The sequence below is a fragment of the Micromonospora sp. WMMD998 genome (assembly GCF_029581235.1).
Classification (GTDB): domain Bacteria; phylum Actinomycetota; class Actinomycetes; order Mycobacteriales; family Micromonosporaceae; genus Micromonospora.
Genome location: NZ_CP120740.1, coordinates 4,545,609 through 4,566,881, shown reverse-complemented (window position 1 = coordinate 4,566,881; position 21,273 = coordinate 4,545,609). Strand labels below are relative to the sequence as shown.

Below are 21,273 nucleotides of genomic sequence, written 5' to 3'. Positions count from 1 at the left end.
CTAGCGCGGAAGGCAACAACATGGCAACTCACCCCCAGCCCGAGGTCTGGTTCCTCACCGGGAGCCAGGGCCTCTACGGCGAGGACACGCTCCGGCAGGTCGCCGACCAGTCCCGGCAGATCGCCGCCCGGTTGGACGAGTCGCCGGACATCCCCGTCCGCGTGGTCTGGAAGCCGGTCCTGACCACCAGCACGGACATCCTCGCGGCCTGTCGGGACGCCGCGGTGCAGGGCGCGGTCGGGGTGATCGCCTGGATGCACACGTTCTCACCGGCCAAGATGTGGATCTCCGGGTTGGACGCGCTGCAGACGCCGCTGCTGCACCTGCACACCCAGGCGAACGTGGCGCTGCCGTGGGACACCATCGACATGGACTTCATGAACCTCAACCAGGCCGCACACGGCGACCGGGAGTTCGGGTACATCCAGACCCGCCTGGGGGTGGCCCGCAAGACCGTCGCCGGGCACGTCACCGACCCGCGGGTGGTGGGTCGGATCGGGGCCTGGGCCCGCGCGGCCATCGGCTGGTCGTCGGTGCGGACGCTGCGGCTGGCCCGCTTCGGCGACAACATGCGCGACGTCGCGGTGACCGAGGGGGACAAGGTCGAGGCGGAGCTGCGGTTCGGCGTCTCGGTCAACACCTACGGCGTGAACGACCTGGTCGCGGCCGTCGACCAGGTCGGCGACGCACAGGTGGACGACCTGGTCAAGGAGTACGACGACGCCTACCGGCTGGACGCCGCGCTGCGGCCGGGCGGGGACCGGCACGACTCCCTGCGGTACGCCGCACGCCAGGAGATCGGCCTGCGCTCGTTCCTGGACGCCGGTGGCTTCCGGGCGTTCACCACCAACTTCGAGGACCTCGGCGGCCTGCGCCAGCTCCCCGGCATCGCGGTGCAGCGACTGATGGCCGACGGGTACGGGTTCGGCGGCGAGGGGGACTGGAAGACCTCGGTCCTGGTGCGGACGCTGAAGGCGATGGCGGTCGGCGTCGAGGGCGGCACGTCCTTCATGGAGGACTACACCTACGACCTGACGTTCGGGCAGGAGGTGGTCCTCGGCGCGCACATGCTCGAGGTCTGCCCGAGCATCGCCGCCGACGTGCCGACCGCGGAGATCCACCCGTTGAGCATCGGCGGCCGGGAGGACCCGGTCCGGCTGGTCTTCGACGCGGCGCCCGGACCGGCCGTCGTGCTCGGCATGGCCGACATGGGGGAGCGGTTCCGGCTCGTGGCCAACGTGGTCGACGTGGTGCCGCCGCCGCAGCCGCTGCGCCGGCTCCCGGTGGCCCGGGCGGTCTGGCGGCCCCGCCCCCACCTGGCCGGCTCGGCGGAGGCGTGGATCACCGCGGGCGCGCCGCACCACACCGTGCTCTCCCAGGCGGTGGGCGTGGAGGAGTTGCGCGACCTGGCCGAGATGGCGCGGACGGAGCTGGCGGTCATCGACGGCGACACCGAGCCGCACCGGTTCGCCGACGAGTTGCGCTGGAACCAGGCGTACTACCGGCTCGCCCGCGGCTTCTGACCGCCGGGACCACCGCCACGGGTGGCGTGTGCCGACGTTCGCGTCGGCGCACGCCACCCGCTCGTGTCCGGGATGTTACGGCTTGACGAACGGCATGTTATCGCTCACAGTCGATGCATTGGGATCGCCGGCACCTTCCGCAGGCCGTTCCGCGCTCAGCATGCGCCGCAGTTGGCGTGCATCTGGTTCCCCCCTCGGGCAGGGGCCGCTGTTAACGATCACATGAGGAGGGTCATGGTGGCGACAGGTCGGCTGTCCCGGCTCCTGGCGGGGTTGGTGGCGATGGTGGTCGGCGGGGTGCTGGTGGGGGTGGCCCCCGGGCCGGCCTCGGCGGCGACCGTGGACACCACCGCGTACTACGTGCTGGTGAACCGCAACAGCGGCAAGGCGTTGGACCTCTACAACCAGGCCACGAACGACGGGGCGCGGATCACCCAGTGGACGCGCAACAACGGGGCCTGGCAGCAGTGGCAGTTCGTGGACTCCGGCGGCGGCTACTACCGGGTGCGCTCGCGGCACTCCGGCAAGGTGCTGGACGTGACCGGCGCGTCCACCGCCAACGGCACGGCCGTGGTGCAGTGGAGCGACCACGGCGGGACCAACCAGCAGTTCCGGCTGGCGGACTCGGACGGCGGCTACGTCCGGCTGATCAACCGCAACTCCAACAAGGTGATGGAGGTGCAGAACGCCTCGACCGCCGACGGCGGCAACATCGTCCAGTACGACGACTGGAACGGCGCGAACCAGCAGTGGCAGCTCGTCCGCGTCGACGGCGGCGGCACCCCGACCGACCCGCCGCCCGGCGGCACCTTCACCAACCCGGCGGTCTGGCAGGACTTCGCCGACGTCGACATCATCCGCGTCGGCGACGTCTACTACATGTCCGCCTCGACCATGCACTACTCGCCCGGCGCTCCGATCCTGCGCTCGTGGGACCTGGTGAACTGGGAGTTCGCCGGGCACTCGGTGCCCCGGCTGGACTTCGGCACGAAATACGACCTGCCTCCCGGCAGCCAGGCGTACGTGGACGGCATCTGGGCCTCGACGTTGAACTACCGGCCCAGCAACCGCACCTACTACTGGGCCGGGTGCATCGACTTCGCCCAGACCCACATCTACACCGCCGGCGCGGTCGACGGCGCGTGGAGCAAGCTCACCACCATCCCGAACTGCTACTACGACGCCGGCATGCTGATCGACGACAACGACACCATGTACGTCGCGTACGGCAACGGCACGATCAGCGTCGCGCAGCTCTCCGCCGACGGCCGTACCCAGGTGCGGGCCCAGCAGGTCTACCAGACCCCGTCGAGCATCGGCACGCTGGAGGGCGCACGCTTCTACAAGCGCAACGGCGCCTACTACATCTGGCTGACCCGGCCGGCGAACGGCCAGTACGTGCTCAAGTCCACCAACGGCCCGTTCGGCCCGTACGAGCAGCGGCAGGTGCTGCTCAACCTGCCCGGTCCCATCTCCGGCGGCGGCGTGCCGCACCAGGGCGGGCTGGTGCAGACGCAGAACGGCTCCTGGTACTACATGGCCTTCACCGACGCCTACCCGGGCGGCCGGATGCCGACGCTGGCGCCGATCACCTGGACCGCCGACGGTTGGCCACAGGTGCAGACCGTGAACGGGGCGTGGGGGGCGAGCTACCCCAACCCGCTGCCGCTGCATCCGGTCAAGCCGCTCACCGGCACCGACACGTTCTCCGGCACGACACTCGGCGTGCAGTACGAGTGGAACCACAACCCGGACAACAGCCGGTGGTCGGTGAACAACGGCCTCCGCCTACAGACCGCCAGCGTGACCAATGACCTCTACCAGGCCCGCAACACGGTGACGCACCGGATTCAGGGCCCGACCTCGACCGCGACGGTCGAGCTGGACTACTCCGCCATGCGGGACGGCGACCGGTCCGGGCTCGCCATGCTGCGCGACAGTTCGGCGTGGATCGGCGTCCGGCGGGACAACGGCGCCACCCGGGTGGTCATGACCAACGGCCTGACCATGGCCAGCGGCGCCTGGAACACCACCTCCACCGGGTCGGAGATCGCCAGCGCCCCGGTCTCCGGCGGGCGGATATGGCTGCGGGCCAAGGCCGACATCAGGCCCGGTTCCGGCCGGCAGGCGACGTTCTCCTACAGCACCGACGGGGTGACGTTCGTGCCGCTGGGCAACGCGCTGACGCTCAACAACGCATGGCAGTTCTTCATGGGATACCGGTTCGGCATGTTCAACTACGCGACCCAGGCGCTGGGCGGCGCGGTGACGGTGCGGCAGTTCTCGCTCACGACGCCGTGACCCGGGCCACCGCTATCCGCCGTTGAGTCGCCGGGAATTGCCCGGGGTGGGGGTTCCGACGTTATCGGAATTGCCCCGCCCCGGGTTCGGCCGTCAATTCCCCGACATTCCGATGCCGCCACTCGAATGGTGATCGATCGCACCGTGACCGGCGCGATCTCTGGCGTAGACTGTCGCCACCCGGGTCGACCCGGTCGACGGCGACCCGTCTCGGCCACGCGGGCATGTGCGAAAGTGAGGTGGCCGTGCGCGGTCCTGCGATGACTGATGTGGCTCGCCTCGCCGGTGTCTCGCACCAGACGGTCTCCCGGGTTCTCAACGGGCACCCGAACGTGCGTGAGCAGACCCGCCTGCGGGTGCAGGCGGCCATCACCGAACTCGGCTACCGGCCCAACCGTGCGGCCCGGACGCTTGTGACCGGCCGGTCCCAGGTGATCGGCGTGGTCGCGCAGAACACCACGCTCTACGGCCCGGCCTCACTGCTGGCCGCGCTGGAACAGGCCGCCGCCGAAGCCGGCTTCGCGGTCAGCATCGTCAGCGTCAGCAACCTCGACCACCGATCCATCTCCGAGGCGGTGGAACGCCACCTCGCGCACCGGGTGGCCGGCATCGTGGTGATCGCGCCGGTCGAGTCAGCCGGCGAGGCGCTCGAACGGTTGCCCCACGACGTACCGCTGGTGACCGTCGACGGCGACCCGCGCCGGCCGATCCCGCTGGTGACGGTCGACCAGGTCGCCGGCGCGCGAGCCGCCACCCAGCACCTCCTCGACGCCGGGCACCGCACGGTGTGGCACGTGTCCGGCCCGTCGGACTGGTTCGACAGCGCCGGCCGGATCGAGGGTTGGCGTGAGGCGTTGCGGCTCGCTGGCGCCGAGGTGCCCCCGCTGGTCCCGGCGGACTGGTCCGCGGCGGCGGGCTACCGCTGTGGGCAGATGCTGGCCCGGATGCCGGAGGTCACCGCGGTCTTCACCGCCAACGACCACCTGGCGCTCGGGGTGCTGCGCGCGTTGCACGAGCACGGCCGGCGGGTGCCCGACGACCTCAGCGTGGTCGGGTTCGACGACGTGCCCGAAGCGGCCTACTTCATCCCGCCGCTGACCACCGTGCGACCCGACTTCGCGGCCGTGGCCCGGGCCAGTCTCGGCCTGCTGTTGGCGCAGATCGAGTCGACAAGCGTGGGGCCGCTGCGGCGGACCGTCGCCCCGACGCTTGTGCCCCGGCGCAGCGTCGGCCCGCCGCCCCAGCGCTGAGCCGTCACCGCGCGCCCGCCGTGCGGCGCTGGGCCGTTACGTGTGCGTCCGCGATGTGGCGCTGAGCCGTCGCGTGTGCGTCCGCGGTGTGGCGCTGGGCCGTCGCCGGGCGCCCACCATGCGGTGCCGAGCCGTCGCCGGTGCCCGCCGCGTGCAAGCGCCGAGCCGTAGTGGGGTGCCCGTCACGGCAGGCTGAGCCCTCGTTCGGCGGCCCGCATCGTCAGCTCCCACCTTCGTTGTTCGGCTCCACGCTGCTCCCGGCCGGTGCTCCTCCCGGCCGTCCGGCGCCCACCGCGTCGCATCACCTCAACCGATGAAGAGCGCGCGGACGTCGAACCCAACGCGCTGTGTCCACTTCCAGGGATGAGCCGTTCGCATCTTGGGATCGACAGAGATCTTGGTAGCAAAGTGCCCCTCTGGGGGCCGTTTCGTTCCAAGATCTCCCGGTCTCTTCGAGATGCCGCGCAGGCGTGAAACGGGCAACTAGCTGCACGGTGGTCGGGTCTCGTGCGCGGAAGGGCGGGCGGTGATCGTTTGGCTAATGATCGACACCAGTTCGGTGGAGTGGTGGCATCGCCGGTGGTCGGATGCCGCCACTTCACCGAACTGGTGTCCGGCCACAGGACCGTCCGGCCACCGGGGCACCGATGTCACTCGGCGTCTCCCGGGGACCGTGGGTGTGAAGGGGGACAAGGAGGCGCAATGTGGGTCTGTTTGTCGATCAGCCCGAGCCCGAGCCGTCGACGGTGGGGCGGAGCCGTCGTCGCCGGGTCGCCCGGCCCGGCGACGACGGCGTCTCCGGGGGTACGCGGGTCGGCCGCGACGGCCGGACCCGCGTACCCGGGATCTCAGAGGAACCGCCAGCGCTGGTGCGCGGCGCCGGTGTCGTCGGCGAGCACGGCCTGCGCCCCCTGGCTGCCGGAGCCGCCGCTGAGACCGAGGACCCGGCCGCCGTTGGCGCACTGGATCCGGAAGTAGCCGTTGCCGCCGTGGCGCAGCCGCCACCGGTGGTCGGTGGTGCCGTTGTCGGCCCACTGCACGATCCGGGCGCCGGCGGCCGTGGAGGCGCCCTCGACGCCGAGCACCTTGCCGCTGTGCGAGGCGCGCAGCCGCAGGTAGCCGCCGGTGTCCACGAGTGCGGTCCAGAGGTGGTCGGCGGTGCCGGTGTCGCCCCACTGGATGACGAGTCCGCCGTCGGCGGTGGACATGTTCTGCACGCCGAGCACCAGCCCGCTGCCGAGGTTCTGCAACCGGCGGGCCCCGTTCGGCAGGAAGCGCCACTGGTTGTCCGGGCTGCCGTTGTCCGGGTCCTGCACGGCCATCGCGCCCTGCGCGGTGGAGCCGCCGGAGATGCCGAGCAGCTTGCCGGTGTGCGAGTTGCGCAGCTTGTGGGTGCCGTCGCCGACGTCGACCACGGTCCAGAGGTGGTCGGCGGTGCCGTTGTCGGCCCACTGGAGGATCCGCGCGTTGTCGGCGGCGGACATGTTCTCCACGCCGAGCACCTTGCCGCTGTTGACGTTGCGCAGCTTCAGCGCCGACCCGTCGACCACGAGCTGCCAGTCGTGGTCGGCGGTGCCGGTGTCGCCCCACTGGAGGGCGAGCCCGCCGTCGGCGGTGGACATGTTCTGGATGCCGAGCACGAGACCGCTGGCGGCGTTCGCCAGCCGGAAGCTCGCCTCGCCGCCACCGCCGCTGCTCGTGCCGGCCCGCCAGTAGACCGTGTAGTTGAACCCGTGCGCGTCGTAGAAGGGCCCGAGGTTGACGGTGGCGCCGTTGGCCCGGGCGGTGAACGCCAGCGAGTCGCCGCCGGTCCGCGTGACCGAGCCGGTGTCCAGCGTCGGCAGCGCGCTCAACGTGGTGTTGCCGTAGTTGCCGGAGAGCACCACCGGCCCGTACATGACCGCCTGGACGGCCGCGTCGTCGTTGGCGGCGACCGTGGTCACCCGCATCGGCAGCCGTACGGTCACCACGTCGCCGGAGGCCCAGTCGCGGGTCATCACGGCGTAGCTGCCCGGCGTGGTGGCGATGTCCTGCGCCGTGCCGTTGACGCTCACCGTCGCCCCGGTGGTCCACGACGGGATCCGGATCCGCATCGTCCAGGACCCGCCCGCCGAGCCGGTGACGGTGAGCGTCGTGGTGTCCGAGACCGGGTACGAGGTGCTCTGGGTGACCGTGATGCCGCGCTCGCTCCAGGTGAGCACCGACGGCAGGAACAGGTTCACGGTCAGCGTGGTGCCGTTGTGGTAGTAGATGCCGTCGGCCAGGTTGGTGTTGGTTTCCAGCCCGGTGCCCTGGCAGCACCAGAAGGAGTTGTAGTCGGTGCTCCACGTGCCGCCGCCCCAGGCCGGGCCGACGCCACGCCGCCCGCCCGGTTTGAGCGGGGTGAAGTAGGTGATGTGGCCGTGGCTGTCGGCCGGGTTCTGCTGGCCGATCATCTGGTTGAGCAGCGCCCGCTCGTAGAAGTCGACGTACGCGACGCGGTCGGGGTCGAGCTGCCACAGTTCCCGGGTCAGCTTGAGCATGTTGTAGGTGTTGCACGCCTCGCAGGTGTCGTTGCTCAGGTAGCCGGCGATGGCGTTGGGGGCGCGGAAGTGCTCGGCCTGGCTGTTGCCGCCGATGGCGTACGTGTGTGCGCCGACGGTGATGTTCCAGGCGTTGGTGGCGATGTCGCGGTAGCGGGTGGTGCCGGTGGCCTTGTACTCCCGGGCCGCGCCGATCCACTTGGGCACCTGGGTGTTGGCGTGCAGCCCGTTGAGCTGATCCTGGTTGGCCGCGAGCGGGTTGAACACGGCCGCGTGGTCGAAGCGCTGGGCGGTGGTCAGCCAACGGGCGTCGCCGGTCTGCTGGTAGATGTCGGTGAGCACCGCGTTCATGCCGCCGAACTCGGTGCCCAGCATGGCCTGCATCTGGGACGAGCTGAGCCGGCCGGTGCGCCAGTCGACCCAGCCGGCGAGCGCCAGCAGCACGTCACGGGCCTGCGTGCTGCCGATCAGACGCCACACGTCGAGCAGGCCGGCGAGCGTCTTGTGGATGCAGTAGTAGGGCACGTTGCCGTTGTTGAGCGTCCGGGCTTCGAGCGCGCTGAAGTCGGACTCGGGGAAGCCGGACAGGTAGCCGGTGCTGAAGCCGGCCGCGCCGTTGTTGGCCTGGCACCTCGCCAGCTCGGCGACCATGGTGACCGCCTTGTCCCGGCAGGTGGTGTCGCCGGCCACCGCCCAGGCCTGCGCCCAGGCGGTCAGGAAGTGGCCCTGCATGTGGGTGCGGAACGGGAAGTTCGGCGCGTCCCAGCCGCCGTTGCTGGCGGCGCCGGCGGTGGAGAGCCGGTGGTTGGCGCGGAAGTTGTAGAGCAGCCGGTTGACGTCGACGAACCGGAGGTAGTTCAGCGTCCGGTTCTGATTGTCCAACCAGCGGCTGGCGGTCAGTCGTACCTGGACGGGGTCGAACGTGTAGGCGGAGACGCCGAGGTCCGGACGGGCCGGGGCCAGGGCGGCGCTGGCCGGGCCGCCGCCGGCGAGGGAACCGACGGCGGCGCCGGCCGCGGTCGCGACAGCGGTGGCGCCGGTCGCGCGCAGAAGCATCCGGCGGTTCATCGAAGGAGCGGGCATGAGGGGCCTTTCGTGACGGAACGGGCAGGTGGCGGGGGTACGGGCCGGCGGCGCGGGCCGGGCGGAGGTGCTCCGCCCGGCCGGTGGCTCAGTTGCGCAGGCTCCACTGCTGGTTGGCGCCGCCGTTGCAGGCCCAGAGGATCAGCTTGGTGCCGTTCGCGGTGGCGGCGCCGTTGGCGTCGAGACACAGACCGGACTGCTGGCCGGTGATGGTGCCGTTGCTGTTGACGTTCCACTGCTGGTTGGCCTGGCCGTGGCAGTCCCAGATGATCACGGTGGTGCCGTTGCTGGTGCCCTGGCCGTTGGCGTCGAGGCACTTGTTGCCGAACACCTGGAGTTGCCGGGCCGACGTGTAGGTCCAGCGCTGCATGGTGCCGCCCCAGCAGTCGTAGAGCTGCGTCTGGGTGCCGTTGGTGGTGGTGCCGTTCGGCACGTCGACGCAGCGCCCGGACTGGCCGCCCACGATCTCGACGTTCTGCCGGCTGCCGCCGGTGCTCGCCGCGTAACCGGCGGCGGTGATGTTGGCCTGGACCGCGTCCTCGGTGGCGCTCGACGGGTAGCCGGAGGTCATCACGCCTTCGTAGAAGGTGCCGGCTGCGCCGATGCTGTTGTCGCCGCCGATGCCGAGGATGATCGCGCCTTCCTTCTTCATCGGGTTGTAGCCGGAGGCGTTGGGGCGCTTGCCGTCGTAGAAGGTGGACAGGCCGCCGGACTGGGCGTTGCCGCCGCGGATCGCCCAGTGGTTGGGTTCGCCCTTGACGATCGCGGTCAGGAACCGGTGGCTGATCGACGGGTCGTTGGCGTTATAGCCGGGGTTGACGCCGGAGAAGAGGCCGTTCTCCAGGTCGGCCATGATCCAGGGGCCGTTGCCGGTGCCGTACCCCCAGACCTTGATGTTGCCGAAGTAGATGGCCTCCATGGTGCCGTTGCCGTTGTCGCGGCTGTTGGTCTCGGCGTTGCCGTAGTCGAAGCAGCAGCCGCCGTTGTAGTGGGTGCCGTCGAAGATGGCGTACATGCCTTCGGGTTGGTCACCCTTGGCGATGCCGTTGGTGTTGTTGTTGCGGTAGCCGGTGCCGGGTGCCACGAAGACGCCGTACGCCTTGCGTCCGCCGAGCGTGACCGGGGCGAGTGTGGCGTCGGCGAGGTTGTCGTAGCCACCGGCGGCCGGGCCGGAGAACCCGCCGGGCGGGGCCTGGGTGAGGTGGTTGCCGCGGCCGGACTGGTCGTAGATGACGCTGATCAGGCAGCTCGTGTTGGCGCAGAAGGAGTCCTGGGTGGCGGCGTTGGCGACGTCGCCGGCGGCGAGCGGGGCGACGTCGCGGGTGGCGTTGTCGGACGCGCGTCGCAGTTGGTAGAGCGGTCCGGAGTAGGCGCCGTAGAGCGCGCGGGTGGTGCTGTGCGCGGCGACGCAGGGGGTGCCGCCGGAGGCGTAGATGTCGCAGGGGCCGGTCCCGGCGGCCCGCGCCGTGGCGGTGGGGGCGAGCACCGCCGCGGTGACCGCGACGAACAGGGCAAGGGGTGCGAGGGCGACGGCCAGGCGGTGGCGGGGGGTGGTGGGGCCCATCGATCCTCCTTCGCGGAGATGACGACCGAGTTAACGCTAACAATTGCCCTTAGCGTGGCGTTCATATAGGCGACTGTCAACACGTTGGCCACCGGATGGACGTGACGCCGGGTGTGACGGAAGATCCAAAAGCAACGATGTTAGCGCTCTCACGAGCTGCCGCCGGTACAGCAGGCTGTACTTTCCGCCGCCGGCGCTGCCGGCGACGACCACCGTGACCTATCGTGACGCCGGGGGTGGGCCGACGTGGGGTACGTGCGGAAGCGGGTCCGCGCCGCGGTGGACGCGCTGGAGCATCTCGTCGGCGGGTTGGGCACCGCGGTGCTGGCGTGGGGCGCGCTGCTGTGGGCGATCACGGTGGCCGCCGCCGGCCTGGTCGGCGTCGGGCTGCTGCTCGCGCCCGGCGCGCTGCGCGGGGTGCGTTCGGTGGCCGACCGGGAACGCGCCCGGCTGTCCCGCTGGGGCGGGCCGCTCCCCACGCCCGGACCGGCGCCGACCGACCTGCGCACGGCGCTGCGCGACCCGGTCGTGCGGCGGGAACTCGGCTGGATCGCGCTGCACGCGCCCCTCGGCTTCGGCGCCGGGATCGTGGGCCTCGCGCTCCCGCTCACCGCCGTGCAGGACATCACCTTCCCGCTGTGGTTCCGGCTGCTGCGACCCGAGGACGGCGCGCCGGGGATCGTCTGGTGGCGGATCGACGGGCTGCCCGACGCCCTGACGGTCGGGCTGCTCGGCCTGGCCTGGCTGGTCGTCGGCGTCGCGGTCGGCCCGGCGCTGGCGCGCGCCCAGGCGTGGCCGGGCCGGTGGCTGCTCGCCCCGCCACCGGGGGTCGACCTGTCGATGCGGGTCGCCCAACTCACCGCCACCCGGGCCGCCGCCCTGGACGCGCACGCGGTGGAGTTGCGCCGCATCGAACGGTCGCTGCACGACGGCACCCAGAACCGGCTGGTCGCGGTGAACGTGCTGCTCGGCGCCGCGCGGCGGGCCCTGCGGCGGGACCCGACCCGGGCCGACGAGATCCTCGAACGGGCGCAGCACGCCGCCGAGCAGGCGCTCGGCGAACTGCGTACGGTGGTGCGCGGCATCCTGCCGCCGGTGCTCGACGACCGGGGGCTCGCCGGCGCGCTCGCCGGCCTGGCCGGCGGATCGACGGTGCCGTGCCGGCTCACCGTGGACGTCTCCGTGCGCTGCGCCGCCGCGGTCGAGGCGACCGCCTACTTCGTGGTGGCCGAGGCGCTCACGAACGTGGTCCGGCACAGCGGCGCGAGCGCGGTCGACGTCGCGGTGCGCCGTGAGCGGGACCGGCTGCTGGTGACCGTCTCCGACGACGGCCACGGCGACGCGGACGAGACCCGCGGGTCCGGCCTGACCGGCATCCGGCGGCGGGTCGAGGCGTACGACGGCCGGATGACACTGACCAGCCCCACCGGAGGGCCGACGAGGATGCACGTGGAGCTGCCATGCGGATCGTGATCGCCGAGGACGACGCGCTGCTGCGCGAGGGGCTGGCGCTGCTGCTGCGGGCCGAGGACCTGGACGTGGTCGCCACCGCCGACCACCCGGACGAGTTCCTGGCCGCGGTCGACGCCCACGGGCCCGACGTGGCGATCGTCGACGTGCGGATGCCGCCCACCCACACCGACGAGGGCATCGTCGCCGCGGTCGAGGCCCGTCGGCGCCGGCCCAGCCTCGCCGTGCTGGTCCTGTCCGCGTACGTCGAGCAGGCGTTCGCCACCGAGCTGTTCTCGGTCGGCGCCACCGGGCTCGGCTACCTGCTCAAGGAACGGGTCGGGCGGGTCGAGGAGTTCCTCGGCGCGCTGCACCGGGTGGCGGACGGCGGCAGCGTGATCGACCCCGAGGTGGTCGGGCAACTGCTCGCCCGCAACCGCCGGGACGACGGCGCGCTGGCCCAGCTCTCACCGCGCGAGCAGGAGGTGCTGGCGCTGATGGCGGAGGGGCTCGGCAACACCGCGATCGCCGAGCGGCTGTTCGTCACCGAGGGCGCGGTGCACAAGCACATCCGCAACATCTTCGCCAAGCTGCACCTGCCGCCGGACGACCGGGCCGACCGCCGGGTCACCGCCGTGCTGCGCTACCTGAACGACGGCCGGCGCGGCGCCTGAGTGCGGCGACGCGCCGGCCGTGGCGCGCATCGGCTGCGCCCGGATCGACATCAGCGACGTCGACGAGGCGGTGGGCTCTCCTTACACCTCAGTTCAGGCCGCAGGGGGCCAGCGCGTCCAGGTTCGGGCGCTGCGCGCCGATCCGGTTGAACGCGATCTCGATCCGGTCGAGCGCGGCGCCACGCTTGTCCTTCAGCGGCCCGAGGATGGCGTTGTCGATGAAGGCCGGTCCGCCCTCCGGCTTCACCGCGAGCCGGGCCAGCCGGGCGTTCGCCTCGGCGATCTGCTTGTCCAGGGCGGCCAGCTCGGCCTGCACCTGACCGGCCGCCGCCGCGGGGACGGCGGGAAGCTGTACGCGGGGGCAGTTGACGGTCCGGGCCACACCGAGGGCCGCCGCGCCGTTCTGCGCGCCGCCGTTCTGGCCGGTGTTGCCGTTCTGGGCGGCACCGCCGTTCTGGGCGGCACCGCCGTTGACGGCGCTCGGCACGCCGGCGGCATTGAGTCCGCAGGTCGCCAGCGCGTCCAGGTTCGGGCGCTGCGCGCCGATCCGGTTGAACGCGATCTCGATCCGGTCGAGCGCGGCGGTACGCTTGCTCTTCAGCGGGCCGAGGATGGCGTTGTTGACGAAGTTCGGTCCGCCCTCCGGCTTCACCGCGAGCCGTGCCAGCCGCTCGTTCTGCCGGGCGATCTCCTGGTCCAGGTTGGCCAGTTCCCGTTCCACCTCGGCGTTCGCCGCCGCGGGCACCGCGGGCAGCTTGTCGCGTACCGTCGGGCAGTTCACGGTCTGCGCGGCGGCCGGCGCGGCCGACCCGCCGTTCTCGTCGGCGGACGCCAGTTGGAGCCCGCCGGCGAGCAGGAGCGCCGCGAGGGCGCCCACCCCACCGAGTTTCAGGACCGCGTTGTTGCGCGTACCCCTGGCCATGCACCTCTCCTTTGGTTGACCTGGAGGGTCGGCGCGGCGTGCGTGCCGCTCCGCCACCCCGCGGTGCGAAGTGAGACGCAGGAATCGTGCTCGTGCCCGCTCCGGCATCGCGGTTCCGGACGATGTCCCTGTCGGGCATGGGTACGGGCGCGGCGGCGGGATCGTTCACCGTCCGGTGGTCCGATTGACCGCATCGAGGTACGTCAGTAGTCTGCGCTGAAAACGCTTTCTGTGCGGGAGGCGCGCGAGGGGCTGGCGTCCGGGGCTGGAAGGCCAGCCGCCGACACCGACAGGGCATCGGTGTCGGCGTCGGCTTGGCACCGCATCACCACCCGCAGGAGAACCTCATGATCAACCGACAGCGCCGTACGGCGTTGTGGACCTCCACCGCCGCCGTGGCGACGCTCGTCGCCTCCGGCCTGGCCCTCGGCGCGACCGCCGCCCAGGCGGCGCCCGGCTGCCGGGTCGACTACACGGTGGCCGCGCAGTGGTCCGGCGGCTTCACCGCCAACGTCAACCTCACCAACCTCGGCGACCCGCTGAACGGCTGGACCGTCACCTGGTCCTTCGGCGCCGGACAGACCGTCAGCCAGGCGTGGAGCGCCGACATCACCCAGACCGGCGCGTCGGTCCAGGCCGCCAACGTCAGCTACAACGGCAGCCTCGGCACCAACGCGACCACGTCGTTCGGTTTCAACGGGACCTGGAACAGCGTCAGCAACCCGAAGCCGACGTCGTTCGCGGTCAACGGCGTCACCTGCGGCGGAGCGATCCCCACCGACCCCGGGGGGACCAGCACCCCGCCGCCGGGGCCGACCACCCCGCCGCCGACCACCCCGCCCCCGACGACCCCGCCGCCGACGCCCCCGCCGCCGACGAGCGGAGCGGTGTATGCCGCGCCGAACGGCAGCGCGAGCGCGCCCGGCACCCAGGCCAGCCCCACCACGATCGCCGCGGCGATCACCCGGGTCGGCGCGGGCGGCACCATCTATCTGCGCGGCGGCACCTACAGCCTGGCCCAGACCGTCACCATCGCCGCCGGCAACAACGGCACCGCGAGCGCCCGCAAGAATCTGTACGCCTACCCGGGCGAGACGCCGATCCTCAACTTCTCCGCGATGAACGAGGACTCGGCCAACCGTGGCCTCGCGCTGAACGGGTCCTACTGGCACGTGCGGGGGATCGTGGTGGAACGCGCCGGTGACAACGGCATCGCCGTCGGCGGCAGCAACAACATCATCGAGCGTACGGTGACCCGGTTCAACCGCGACACCGGCCTGCAACTGTCCCGGATCTCCTCCAGCACCCCGCGCGACCAGTGGCCCGCCAACAACCTGATGATCAGCGTCGAGTCGCACGACAACGCCGACTCCGACGGCGAGGACGCCGACGGGTTCGCCGCCAAGCTCACCGTCGGCAGCGGCAACACGTTCCGGTACGCGGTCTCGCACAACAACATCGACGACGGCTGGGACCTCTACACCAAGACCGACACCGGCGCGATCGGGCCGGTGACCATCGAGGATTCGCTGTCCTACAACAACGGCACGCTCAGCAACGGCACCCAGAACACCAACGGTGACCGCAACGGCTTCAAGCTCGGCGGCGAGGACATCGCGGTCAACCACACCGTGCGGCGCACCATCGCGTACCGCAACGGCAAGCACGGCTTCACCTACAACCGCAACCCGGGCTCGATGACGATCTCCAACAACCTGAGCATCGACAACGGCGAGCGCAACTTCTCGTTCGACGCCGGCACCTCGGTCTTCCGGGGCAACACGTCCTGCCGCAGTGGCAGCGGCTCGAACGACAAGACGGTCGGCAACGTGGACGGCTCGAACCAGTTCTGGTCCGGCTCGAACGGCTCCCGCTGCTCCGGGTGGTCGGGCGCGCTCGGCTGGTCGTTCGCCTCGGACGGGCGCCTGGTCGTGACGTTGGGCGGCCGGGTGGTCTCTCTCTAGCCCTTTCGCTCCGGTGTCACCCCGTCCCGCCGTCGTCCCGTCCCGTCCGTTCGACGGGCGACGCCCGCGGACCGCGATCTTGGACAGTTTCCGTTCCCGCTGACGGAAACTGTCCAAGTCGCCGGGTCTCTTCGGGACGTCGCGCAGGGGCGGGCGGTGATCGTTTGGCCGGTGATCGACACCAGTTCGGTGGAGTGGTGGCATCGCCGGTGGTCGGATACCGCCACCTCACCGAACTGGTGTCCGGCGTACCGACGTCTCCCGGGCACTGCGGGTATCAAGACGGGCCAAATGGGTGCAAGGTGGGTCTGTTGCCGGTCAGGTAATCCAGTGGCCCCGAGTCCTGGTACGAACCGCCCCTTCCTCCGCACGACGGCGCGGCGTAACGACGGCGGGACGGTGCGACGGCGCGGCGCGATGGCGGGGCGGGACGTGGGGACGGCGGGACGGCGGCGAGGGGTGGCGGGGTCGGGCGGGGGAGGGTCGAGCATGGCGCCGTGCCGTGGTTTCCGGAGCGGCTCGCGGCACTGGCCCCCCGGCCGGCACCGGTCACGTTCGGCCGAGCGAGTGAATGGGCCGCGTGGGTCGCCGGAGCGCCAGCCTCCCGTGGCTGTGACTCTGCGTAACCGTCCCTCCGGACGTTGGCTCCTCCTCCGTCGCCTTTGCTCTGCAGCCACAAGCGCAGCGAACACCCTCGGTTAGTGATGCGTCCGTGGGTGCAGAGCAAAGGCTGCGGGAGGGGAGGACGGCGGAGGCTGGTGGCGAGGGTAATTGTCCTTTATGGGGCCTTGGTTCGTGCCTAATTCGGGGGGTGCTCCGGTGGGGCACCACTCTCTGTGCACGTCACCTTCCGTGATGTGCGGCTTGGCGCGGACGGGCGAGGGGTGGGCCGGCGAGGGCCGGGCCGGCGAAAGGCGGCGCTGGCAAGGAGTGGGGCGGGCGGGGGTCGGGTTCCGCCCTCGGCCGGGTAGGACGAGCGTCCGCGCGCTTCCGGGGGAGGGGTGCAACGTCGATCGGCCGGGCGATCCGGGTCGGCGGAACGAGGGAGGGTCGAGGGCGGCTTGACATCGCGCTTGGCGATTAGGTTAGCCTAACCTTCGTGACGAGCGGAACGGTGCGGGCCGACGGCCTGCGGGGCAGTGAGCTGCGGTTGGGCTACCACGGGACCACGGTGGTGCATGACGCCGCGATCACGCTGCGGCCCGCTGCCGTCACGGCACTCGTCGGGCCGAACGGCAGCGGCAAGTCGACGCTGCTGCGCGGGCTGGCCCGGCTGCACCCGCTGGAGCACGGCGAGATCGTGCTCGCCGACGGCACTCCGGCGCGGGCGCTGTCCGCCCGGGACTTCGCCCGCCGGGTCACGCTGCTGGCGCAGAGCCGCCCCACCCCGAGCGGGGTCACCGTGCGGGACGTGGTCGGCTACGGCCGGCACCCGTACCGGCAGCGGTGGCGGGCCGGCGACCCGCACGGCCCGGCCGCCATCGACCGGGCGATGGCCGTCACGGGTGTCGACGGCATGGCCGGGCGTCCGGTCGACGAGCTGTCCGGCGGTGAGCTCCAACGGGTCTGGTTGGCCACCTGCCTGGCCCAGGACACCGCGGTGCTGCTGCTGGACGAGCCGACCACCTTCCTCGACCTGCGCTACCAGGTGGAGATCCTCGACCTGGTGCGGGAACTCGCCGACACCGCCGGCGTCGCCGTCGGCGTCGTGCTGCACGACCTCAACCAGGCCGCCGCCGTCGCCGACCAGGTCGTGCTCCTGCACTCCGGACGGGTACGGGGCGCCGGCACGCCGCGCGAGGTGTTCACCGAGGCGGCGCTCACCGAGGCGTACGGCATCCGGGTCGAGGTGACCGTCGACCCGGTCACCGGCCTGCTCTCCACCCGCCCCGTCGGCCGGCACACCAGCCGCGCCGCCCACTGAATCCATCCCTGCCTACAGAAGAGAAACCGATGTCGCGTACCCGTTTGACCCTGCTGGCCGCCGCCGCGACCGCGCTGCTGATCGCCGGCTGCGGCACCACCGAGGCGCCCGCCGCCCCCTCCGCCTCCGATGCGCCGGCCGCCGGCCCGGTGACCGTGACCGACAGCCGTGGCAAGGCCGTCACCCTGAAGAACCCGGCGACCAAGGTCGTCGGCCTGGAGTGGGGCGAGGTCGAGATGCTCGTCGGCCTCGGCGTGATGCCGGTCGGCGTGGCCGACCCCAAGGGGTACGCCACCTGGGTCACCGCCGCGCCGCTGGACCCGGGCGTGAAGGACGTGGGTACGCGCGGCGAGCCGAGCGTCGACTCCATCGTGGCGCTCCAGCCGGACCTGGTGGTGATGGAGGCCGAGCGCGGCGCGGCGATCGTCACCCAGTTGGAGAAGTACGTCCCGGTGCTCGTCACCAAGGGCAGTGACGCCACCGACAACCTCGGCCGGATGCGGTCCGACCTCACCATGATCGCCACCGCCACCGGCCGTACCGCGCAGGCGGAGAAGCTGCTCGCCGACTTCGACGCCGCGCTCGCCGACGGGCGGAAGAAGATCGCCGACGCGGGCGCGGCCGGCCGGCAGTTCGCCGTCGCCGACGGTTGGAAGGAGGGCAGCACCGTGTCGATCCGCATGTTCGGCCAGGGTGCGCTCGTCTCCCAGCTCGGCATCCAGCTCGGCCTGAAGAACGCGTGGACCGGCAAGACCGACCCGATGTGGGGGCTGGGACAGACCGACGTCGAGGGGCTGACCGTCCTCAAGGGCCAGGACCTGCACTTCTTCTACAACGCCTCGGACGGTGAGGACGTCTTCGCCGACGGGCTCGCCGGCAACGCGATCTGGCGCTCGCTGCCGTTCGTGCAGCAGAACAAGCTGCACAAGATGCCGAACGGCATCTGGACCTTCGGCGGCACGCTCTCCGCGAAGCAGTACGTCGACCAGCTCGTCGCCGTCTACACGGCCTGAGCCCGATGATCGCCACCGCCCCGCCGGAGCCGGCCACCCGGCCGGCTCCGGTCGGGCCACCGCCCGCCCGCCGCCGGGTCGCCGGCGCGTTCGCCCTCGCCGCCGCGCTGCTGGTGGCGATCACCGGGGTGCACCTCACCCAGGGCACCTCCGCGGTGGGGGCGCTGGACCTGCTCCGGCTGCTCGGCAGCGCCGACGACGAGACCGCCCGGGTGCTCGTCGCCTCCCGCCTGCCGCGACTGCTCACCGGGCTGGCCGTCGGCGTCGCGCTCGGCTTCGCGGGCGGGGCGCTCCAGTCGACCACCCGCAACCCGCTCGCCTCGCCGGACACCCTCGCGGTGAACGCCGGGGCACACCTGGCGATCGTGGCCACCGCCGCGTTCGGCATCGCGCTGCCGGCGCTGCCCGCCGGTGGGCTCGCGTTCTGCGGCGGGCTCGCCGCGGCCGGTCTGGTGATGCTGCTGTCGGCCGGCGGTCAGGCCGCGACGACCCGGCTGATCCTCGCCGGCTCGGCCACCGCGATGGCGCTCGCCTCGCTGACCATGCTGCTCCTGCTGCTCTTCGAGCAGGCCACCATCGGGCTGTTCGCCTGGGGCAACGGCTCGCTGGTGCAGGGCGACCTGGTGGCGTTCACCCAGCTCGCCCCGGTGATCGGGGTCGGCGCGTTGCTGCTCGTCGCGCTCGGGCACAAGCTGGACCTGCTCGCCCTCGGCGACGACACCGCCACCGTGCTCGGGCTGGACGTGCGCCGCACCCGGCTCGGCGTGGTGCTGCTCGCGGTGCTGCTCTCCGCCGCAGCGGTCACCCTGGCCGGCCCGATCGGGTTCGTCGGGCTCGGCGCGCCGGTGATCGTCCGGCTGCTCGGCCGCTGGGTGCCCGAGGTGCACCGGCACCGGGTGCTGCTGCCGCTGTCCGGCATGGTCGGCGTGATCGTCGTGCTCGGCTCCGACGTGCTGCTGCGGGCCGTGCTCGGCGGGCAGGCCGGGGTGGAGGTGCCGACCGGCGTGGTCACCACGCTCTTCGGCGCGGTGCTGCTGGTCTGGTTGGCCCGCCGGCACCGCGACGCCGGGCCCACCCGGCAGCCGCCGGGCGGCCACGCGGCCGTACGCTCGCGTGCCTTCCACACCGCCGTGGTGGTGGCCGGCGCGGTGGCGGCCGTCGCGGCGCTGGCGCTCGGCATGCTCGCCGGGGACACCTGGGTGCTGCTCGGCGACATCGCCAACTGGGTGCAGGGGCGCACCGGGCCGGCGTACACCTTCGTGCTGGACGCGCGCTGGCCGCGCGTCGCGGCGGCGCTGCTGGCCGGCGCGGCGCTCGCCCTGGCCGGCACCACCGTGCAGGCGGTCTGCCGCAATCCGCTCGCCGAACCGGGCATCCTCGGTATCACCGGCGGCGCGGGGATCGGCGCGGTGTCGCTGCTGACGTTCGCCCCGACGGCCGGCGTGCTCGCGCTCTCCGGCGCGGCCGGCGCCGGCGCGGTCGCCGCGTTCGCCCTCGTCTACGGGCTGGCCCGGCGGCACGGCCTGAACTCGGACCGGCTGGTGCTGATCGGCTTCGCGGTGTGGCAGGGTGGCGCCGCGGTGATCACGTTCATCGTGGTGTCCTCCGACCCGTGGAACACCGGCAAGGCGTTGACCTGGCTGTCCGGCTCCACCTACGGGCGCACCGCGCCGCAGGTCCTGCCGGTGGCGCTCGCGTTGCTGCTCGCCGTCCCGGTGGTGGCCGCGGTACGCCGGGAGCTGGACCTGCTCGCCCTGGACGACGACACGCCCCGGGTGCTCGGGGTCCGGCTGGAACGGGCCCGGTTGGTCGCGCTCGGCCTGGCGGCGCTGCTCACCGCCACCGCCGTGTCCGCGGTCGGCGTGATCGGCTTCGTCGGCCTGGTCGCGCCGCACGCCGCGCGGGCGCTCGTCGGCGGCCGGCACACCCGCGTGCTGCCGGTGGCGGTGCTGCTCGGCGCGACGCTGGTCAGCCTCGCCGACACGCTCGGCCGTTCCGTCATCGCACCGGCGCAGATCCCCGCCGGGCTGGTCACCGCGATGATCGGCACCCCCTACTTCGTCTGGTTGCTGTGGCGTTCCCGCACCGCGGCCAGTGGCCACTGAGACCGAGAGGACGTCATCATGACCAGCACGCTCGCCGTCGCGCCGTGGCGCGTGTTCACCGTGGAGGTCCGCGCGCTGCGCCGGCTCGGGCCGTCGTTCCTGCGGGTCACGTTCACCGGGCCGGACCTGGACCGGTTCGCCGACAACGGGTACGACCAGCGGATCAAGCTGGCCCTGCCGGTGGCCGACGGGGCGGCCGGGGAACTGCCCGACGGGCCGGACTGGTTCCCGCGGTGGCGGGACCTGCCGGCGGACCGGCGCAGCCCGATCCGCACCTACACGGTGCGGGCCGTCCGCGCGGAGGCGTACGAGGTGGACGTGGACATGGCGTTGCACGGCGACGGCGGCCCGGCGACCCGGTGGGCGCGGCGGGCCCGGGTCGGTGACCGGCTCGCGGTGGTCGGCCCGGACGCGGGTTACGCGGGCGAGCACGGCGGGGCCGAGTTCCGGCCGCCGGCCGGCGCGACGCTGTTGCTGGCCGGCGACGAGACCGCCGCCCCGGCGATCTGCGCGATCCTGGACCGGCTGCCGGCCGGCGCGCGCGGGCACGCGGTGGTGGAGGTGCCGGCGGCGGGGGACGAGCTGCCGTGCCGCGCACCGGCCGGCGTCACCGTGACCTGGCTGCCGCGCGACGGGACCCCGCACGGCAGCCGGCTCACCCCGGCGGTGACCGCGCTCGCCGCCCGGCTGCTGCCGGCGCCGACCGCCGCGCCCGGCGGCCCGGCGGCCGACCGGCCGGCGGATCCGGCGGCCGACGCGCCGGCGGACGGCAGCGGGGACGCGGACCGGGAGGTCCTCTGGGAGGTGCCGGATCGGGCCGACGGCGCGGCGCTCTACGCCTGGCTGGCAGGGGAGGCGGCGGTGATCCGTGGCCTGCGCCGGCATCTGGTCGGCGAGCGTGGGCTCGACCGGCGGGCGGTGGCGTTCATGGGCTACTGGCGGGCCGGTCGGGCCGAGGGCTGAGGCGGTCGGGCCACCG

General features: G+C 72.4%; 13 protein-coding genes. 10 read left to right on the top strand and 3 right to left on the bottom strand.

Features of this window, described 5'->3' with window-relative positions; all coding sequences use genetic code 11:
- Positions 1-20: 20 nt before the first annotated feature.
- The 3 genes from araA (at position 21) to O7619_RS20870 (ending at position 5,074) form a co-directional block, all read left to right on the top strand.
- Positions 21-1,523 (top strand): L-arabinose isomerase, encoded by a 1,503-nt coding sequence (gene araA / locus O7619_RS20880; protein ID WP_282282893.1) that lies wholly within the window; start codon positions 21-23, stop codon positions 1,521-1,523.
- A gap of 234 nt (positions 1,524-1,757) precedes the next feature.
- Entirely contained in the window at positions 1,758-3,824 is a 2,067-nt protein-coding gene (locus tag O7619_RS20875) for an RICIN domain-containing protein (protein WP_282282892.1), read from the top strand.
- Positions 3,825-4,084: 260 nt separating this feature from the next.
- A complete protein-coding gene (locus O7619_RS20870) occupies positions 4,085-5,074 on the top strand; it encodes a LacI family DNA-binding transcriptional regulator (RefSeq protein ID WP_282282891.1) in 990 nt (329 codons plus the stop codon).
- Positions 5,075-5,922: 848 nt separating this feature from the next.
- On the opposite strand, the gene O7619_RS20865 is transcribed toward O7619_RS20870, so the two are convergent.
- Together O7619_RS20865 and O7619_RS20860 are read right to left on the bottom strand one after the other, a co-directional pair.
- Entirely contained in the window at positions 5,923-8,679 is a 2,757-nt protein-coding gene (locus O7619_RS20865) for a beta-L-arabinofuranosidase domain-containing protein (protein WP_282282889.1), read from the bottom strand.
- A gap of 88 nt (positions 8,680-8,767) precedes the next feature.
- Positions 8,768-10,243, bottom strand: a complete 1,476-nt coding sequence (locus O7619_RS20860) for an arabinofuranosidase catalytic domain-containing protein (protein ID WP_282282887.1) — start codon at positions 10,241-10,243, stop codon at positions 8,768-8,770.
- Between the two features lie 246 nt (positions 10,244-10,489).
- Here O7619_RS20860 and O7619_RS20855 point away from each other — a divergent pair, with 246 nt between their 5' ends.
- Both O7619_RS20855 and O7619_RS20850 read left to right on the top strand, forming a co-directional pair.
- Positions 10,490-11,716: a sensor histidine kinase gene (locus O7619_RS20855; RefSeq protein WP_282282886.1), complete on the top strand. Its 1,227-nt coding sequence runs from the start codon at positions 10,490-10,492 to the stop codon at positions 11,714-11,716.
- Positions 11,704-12,366, top strand: coding sequence for a response regulator transcription factor (locus tag O7619_RS20850; RefSeq protein WP_282282885.1), 663 nt, complete (start codon positions 11,704-11,706; stop codon positions 12,364-12,366). Before O7619_RS20855 ends, O7619_RS20850 begins: the two co-directional genes overlap by 13 nt.
- An 88-nt stretch (positions 12,367-12,454) precedes the next feature.
- Here O7619_RS20850 and O7619_RS20845 read toward each other — a convergent pair whose 3' ends face one another.
- Positions 12,455-13,288 carry a hypothetical protein gene (locus O7619_RS20845; protein WP_282282884.1) on the bottom strand — a complete coding sequence of 278 codons (834 nt, stop codon included), beginning with the start codon at positions 13,286-13,288 and terminating at the stop codon, positions 12,455-12,457.
- 347 nt (positions 13,289-13,635) lie between these two features.
- Between O7619_RS20845 and O7619_RS20840 the strand changes: the two genes are divergently transcribed.
- The 5 genes from O7619_RS20840 (at position 13,636) to O7619_RS20820 (ending at position 21,257) form a co-directional block, all read left to right on the top strand.
- Positions 13,636-15,252 (top strand): cellulose-binding domain-containing protein, encoded by a 1,617-nt coding sequence (locus tag O7619_RS20840; protein WP_282282883.1) that lies wholly within the window; start codon positions 13,636-13,638, stop codon positions 15,250-15,252.
- Positions 15,253-16,366: 1,114 nt separating this feature from the next.
- Positions 16,367-17,176 (top strand): ABC transporter ATP-binding protein, encoded by an 810-nt coding sequence (locus tag O7619_RS20835; protein ID WP_282288889.1) that lies wholly within the window; start codon positions 16,367-16,369, stop codon positions 17,174-17,176.
- A 29-nt stretch (positions 17,177-17,205) separates the two neighbouring features.
- The gene (locus O7619_RS20830; protein WP_282282882.1) at positions 17,206-18,189 is read left to right on the top strand and encodes an iron-siderophore ABC transporter substrate-binding protein; all 984 of its coding nucleotides are present in this window, start codon (positions 17,206-17,208) and stop codon (positions 18,187-18,189) included.
- Positions 18,190-18,194: 5 nt separating this feature from the next.
- Positions 18,195-20,294 (top strand): iron ABC transporter permease, encoded by a 2,100-nt coding sequence (locus tag O7619_RS20825; protein ID WP_282282880.1) that lies wholly within the window; start codon positions 18,195-18,197, stop codon positions 20,292-20,294.
- A gap of 18 nt (positions 20,295-20,312) precedes the next feature.
- Positions 20,313-21,257 (top strand): siderophore-interacting protein, encoded by a 945-nt coding sequence (locus O7619_RS20820; RefSeq protein ID WP_282282878.1) that lies wholly within the window; start codon positions 20,313-20,315, stop codon positions 21,255-21,257.
- Positions 21,258-21,273: the final 16 nt, after the last annotated feature.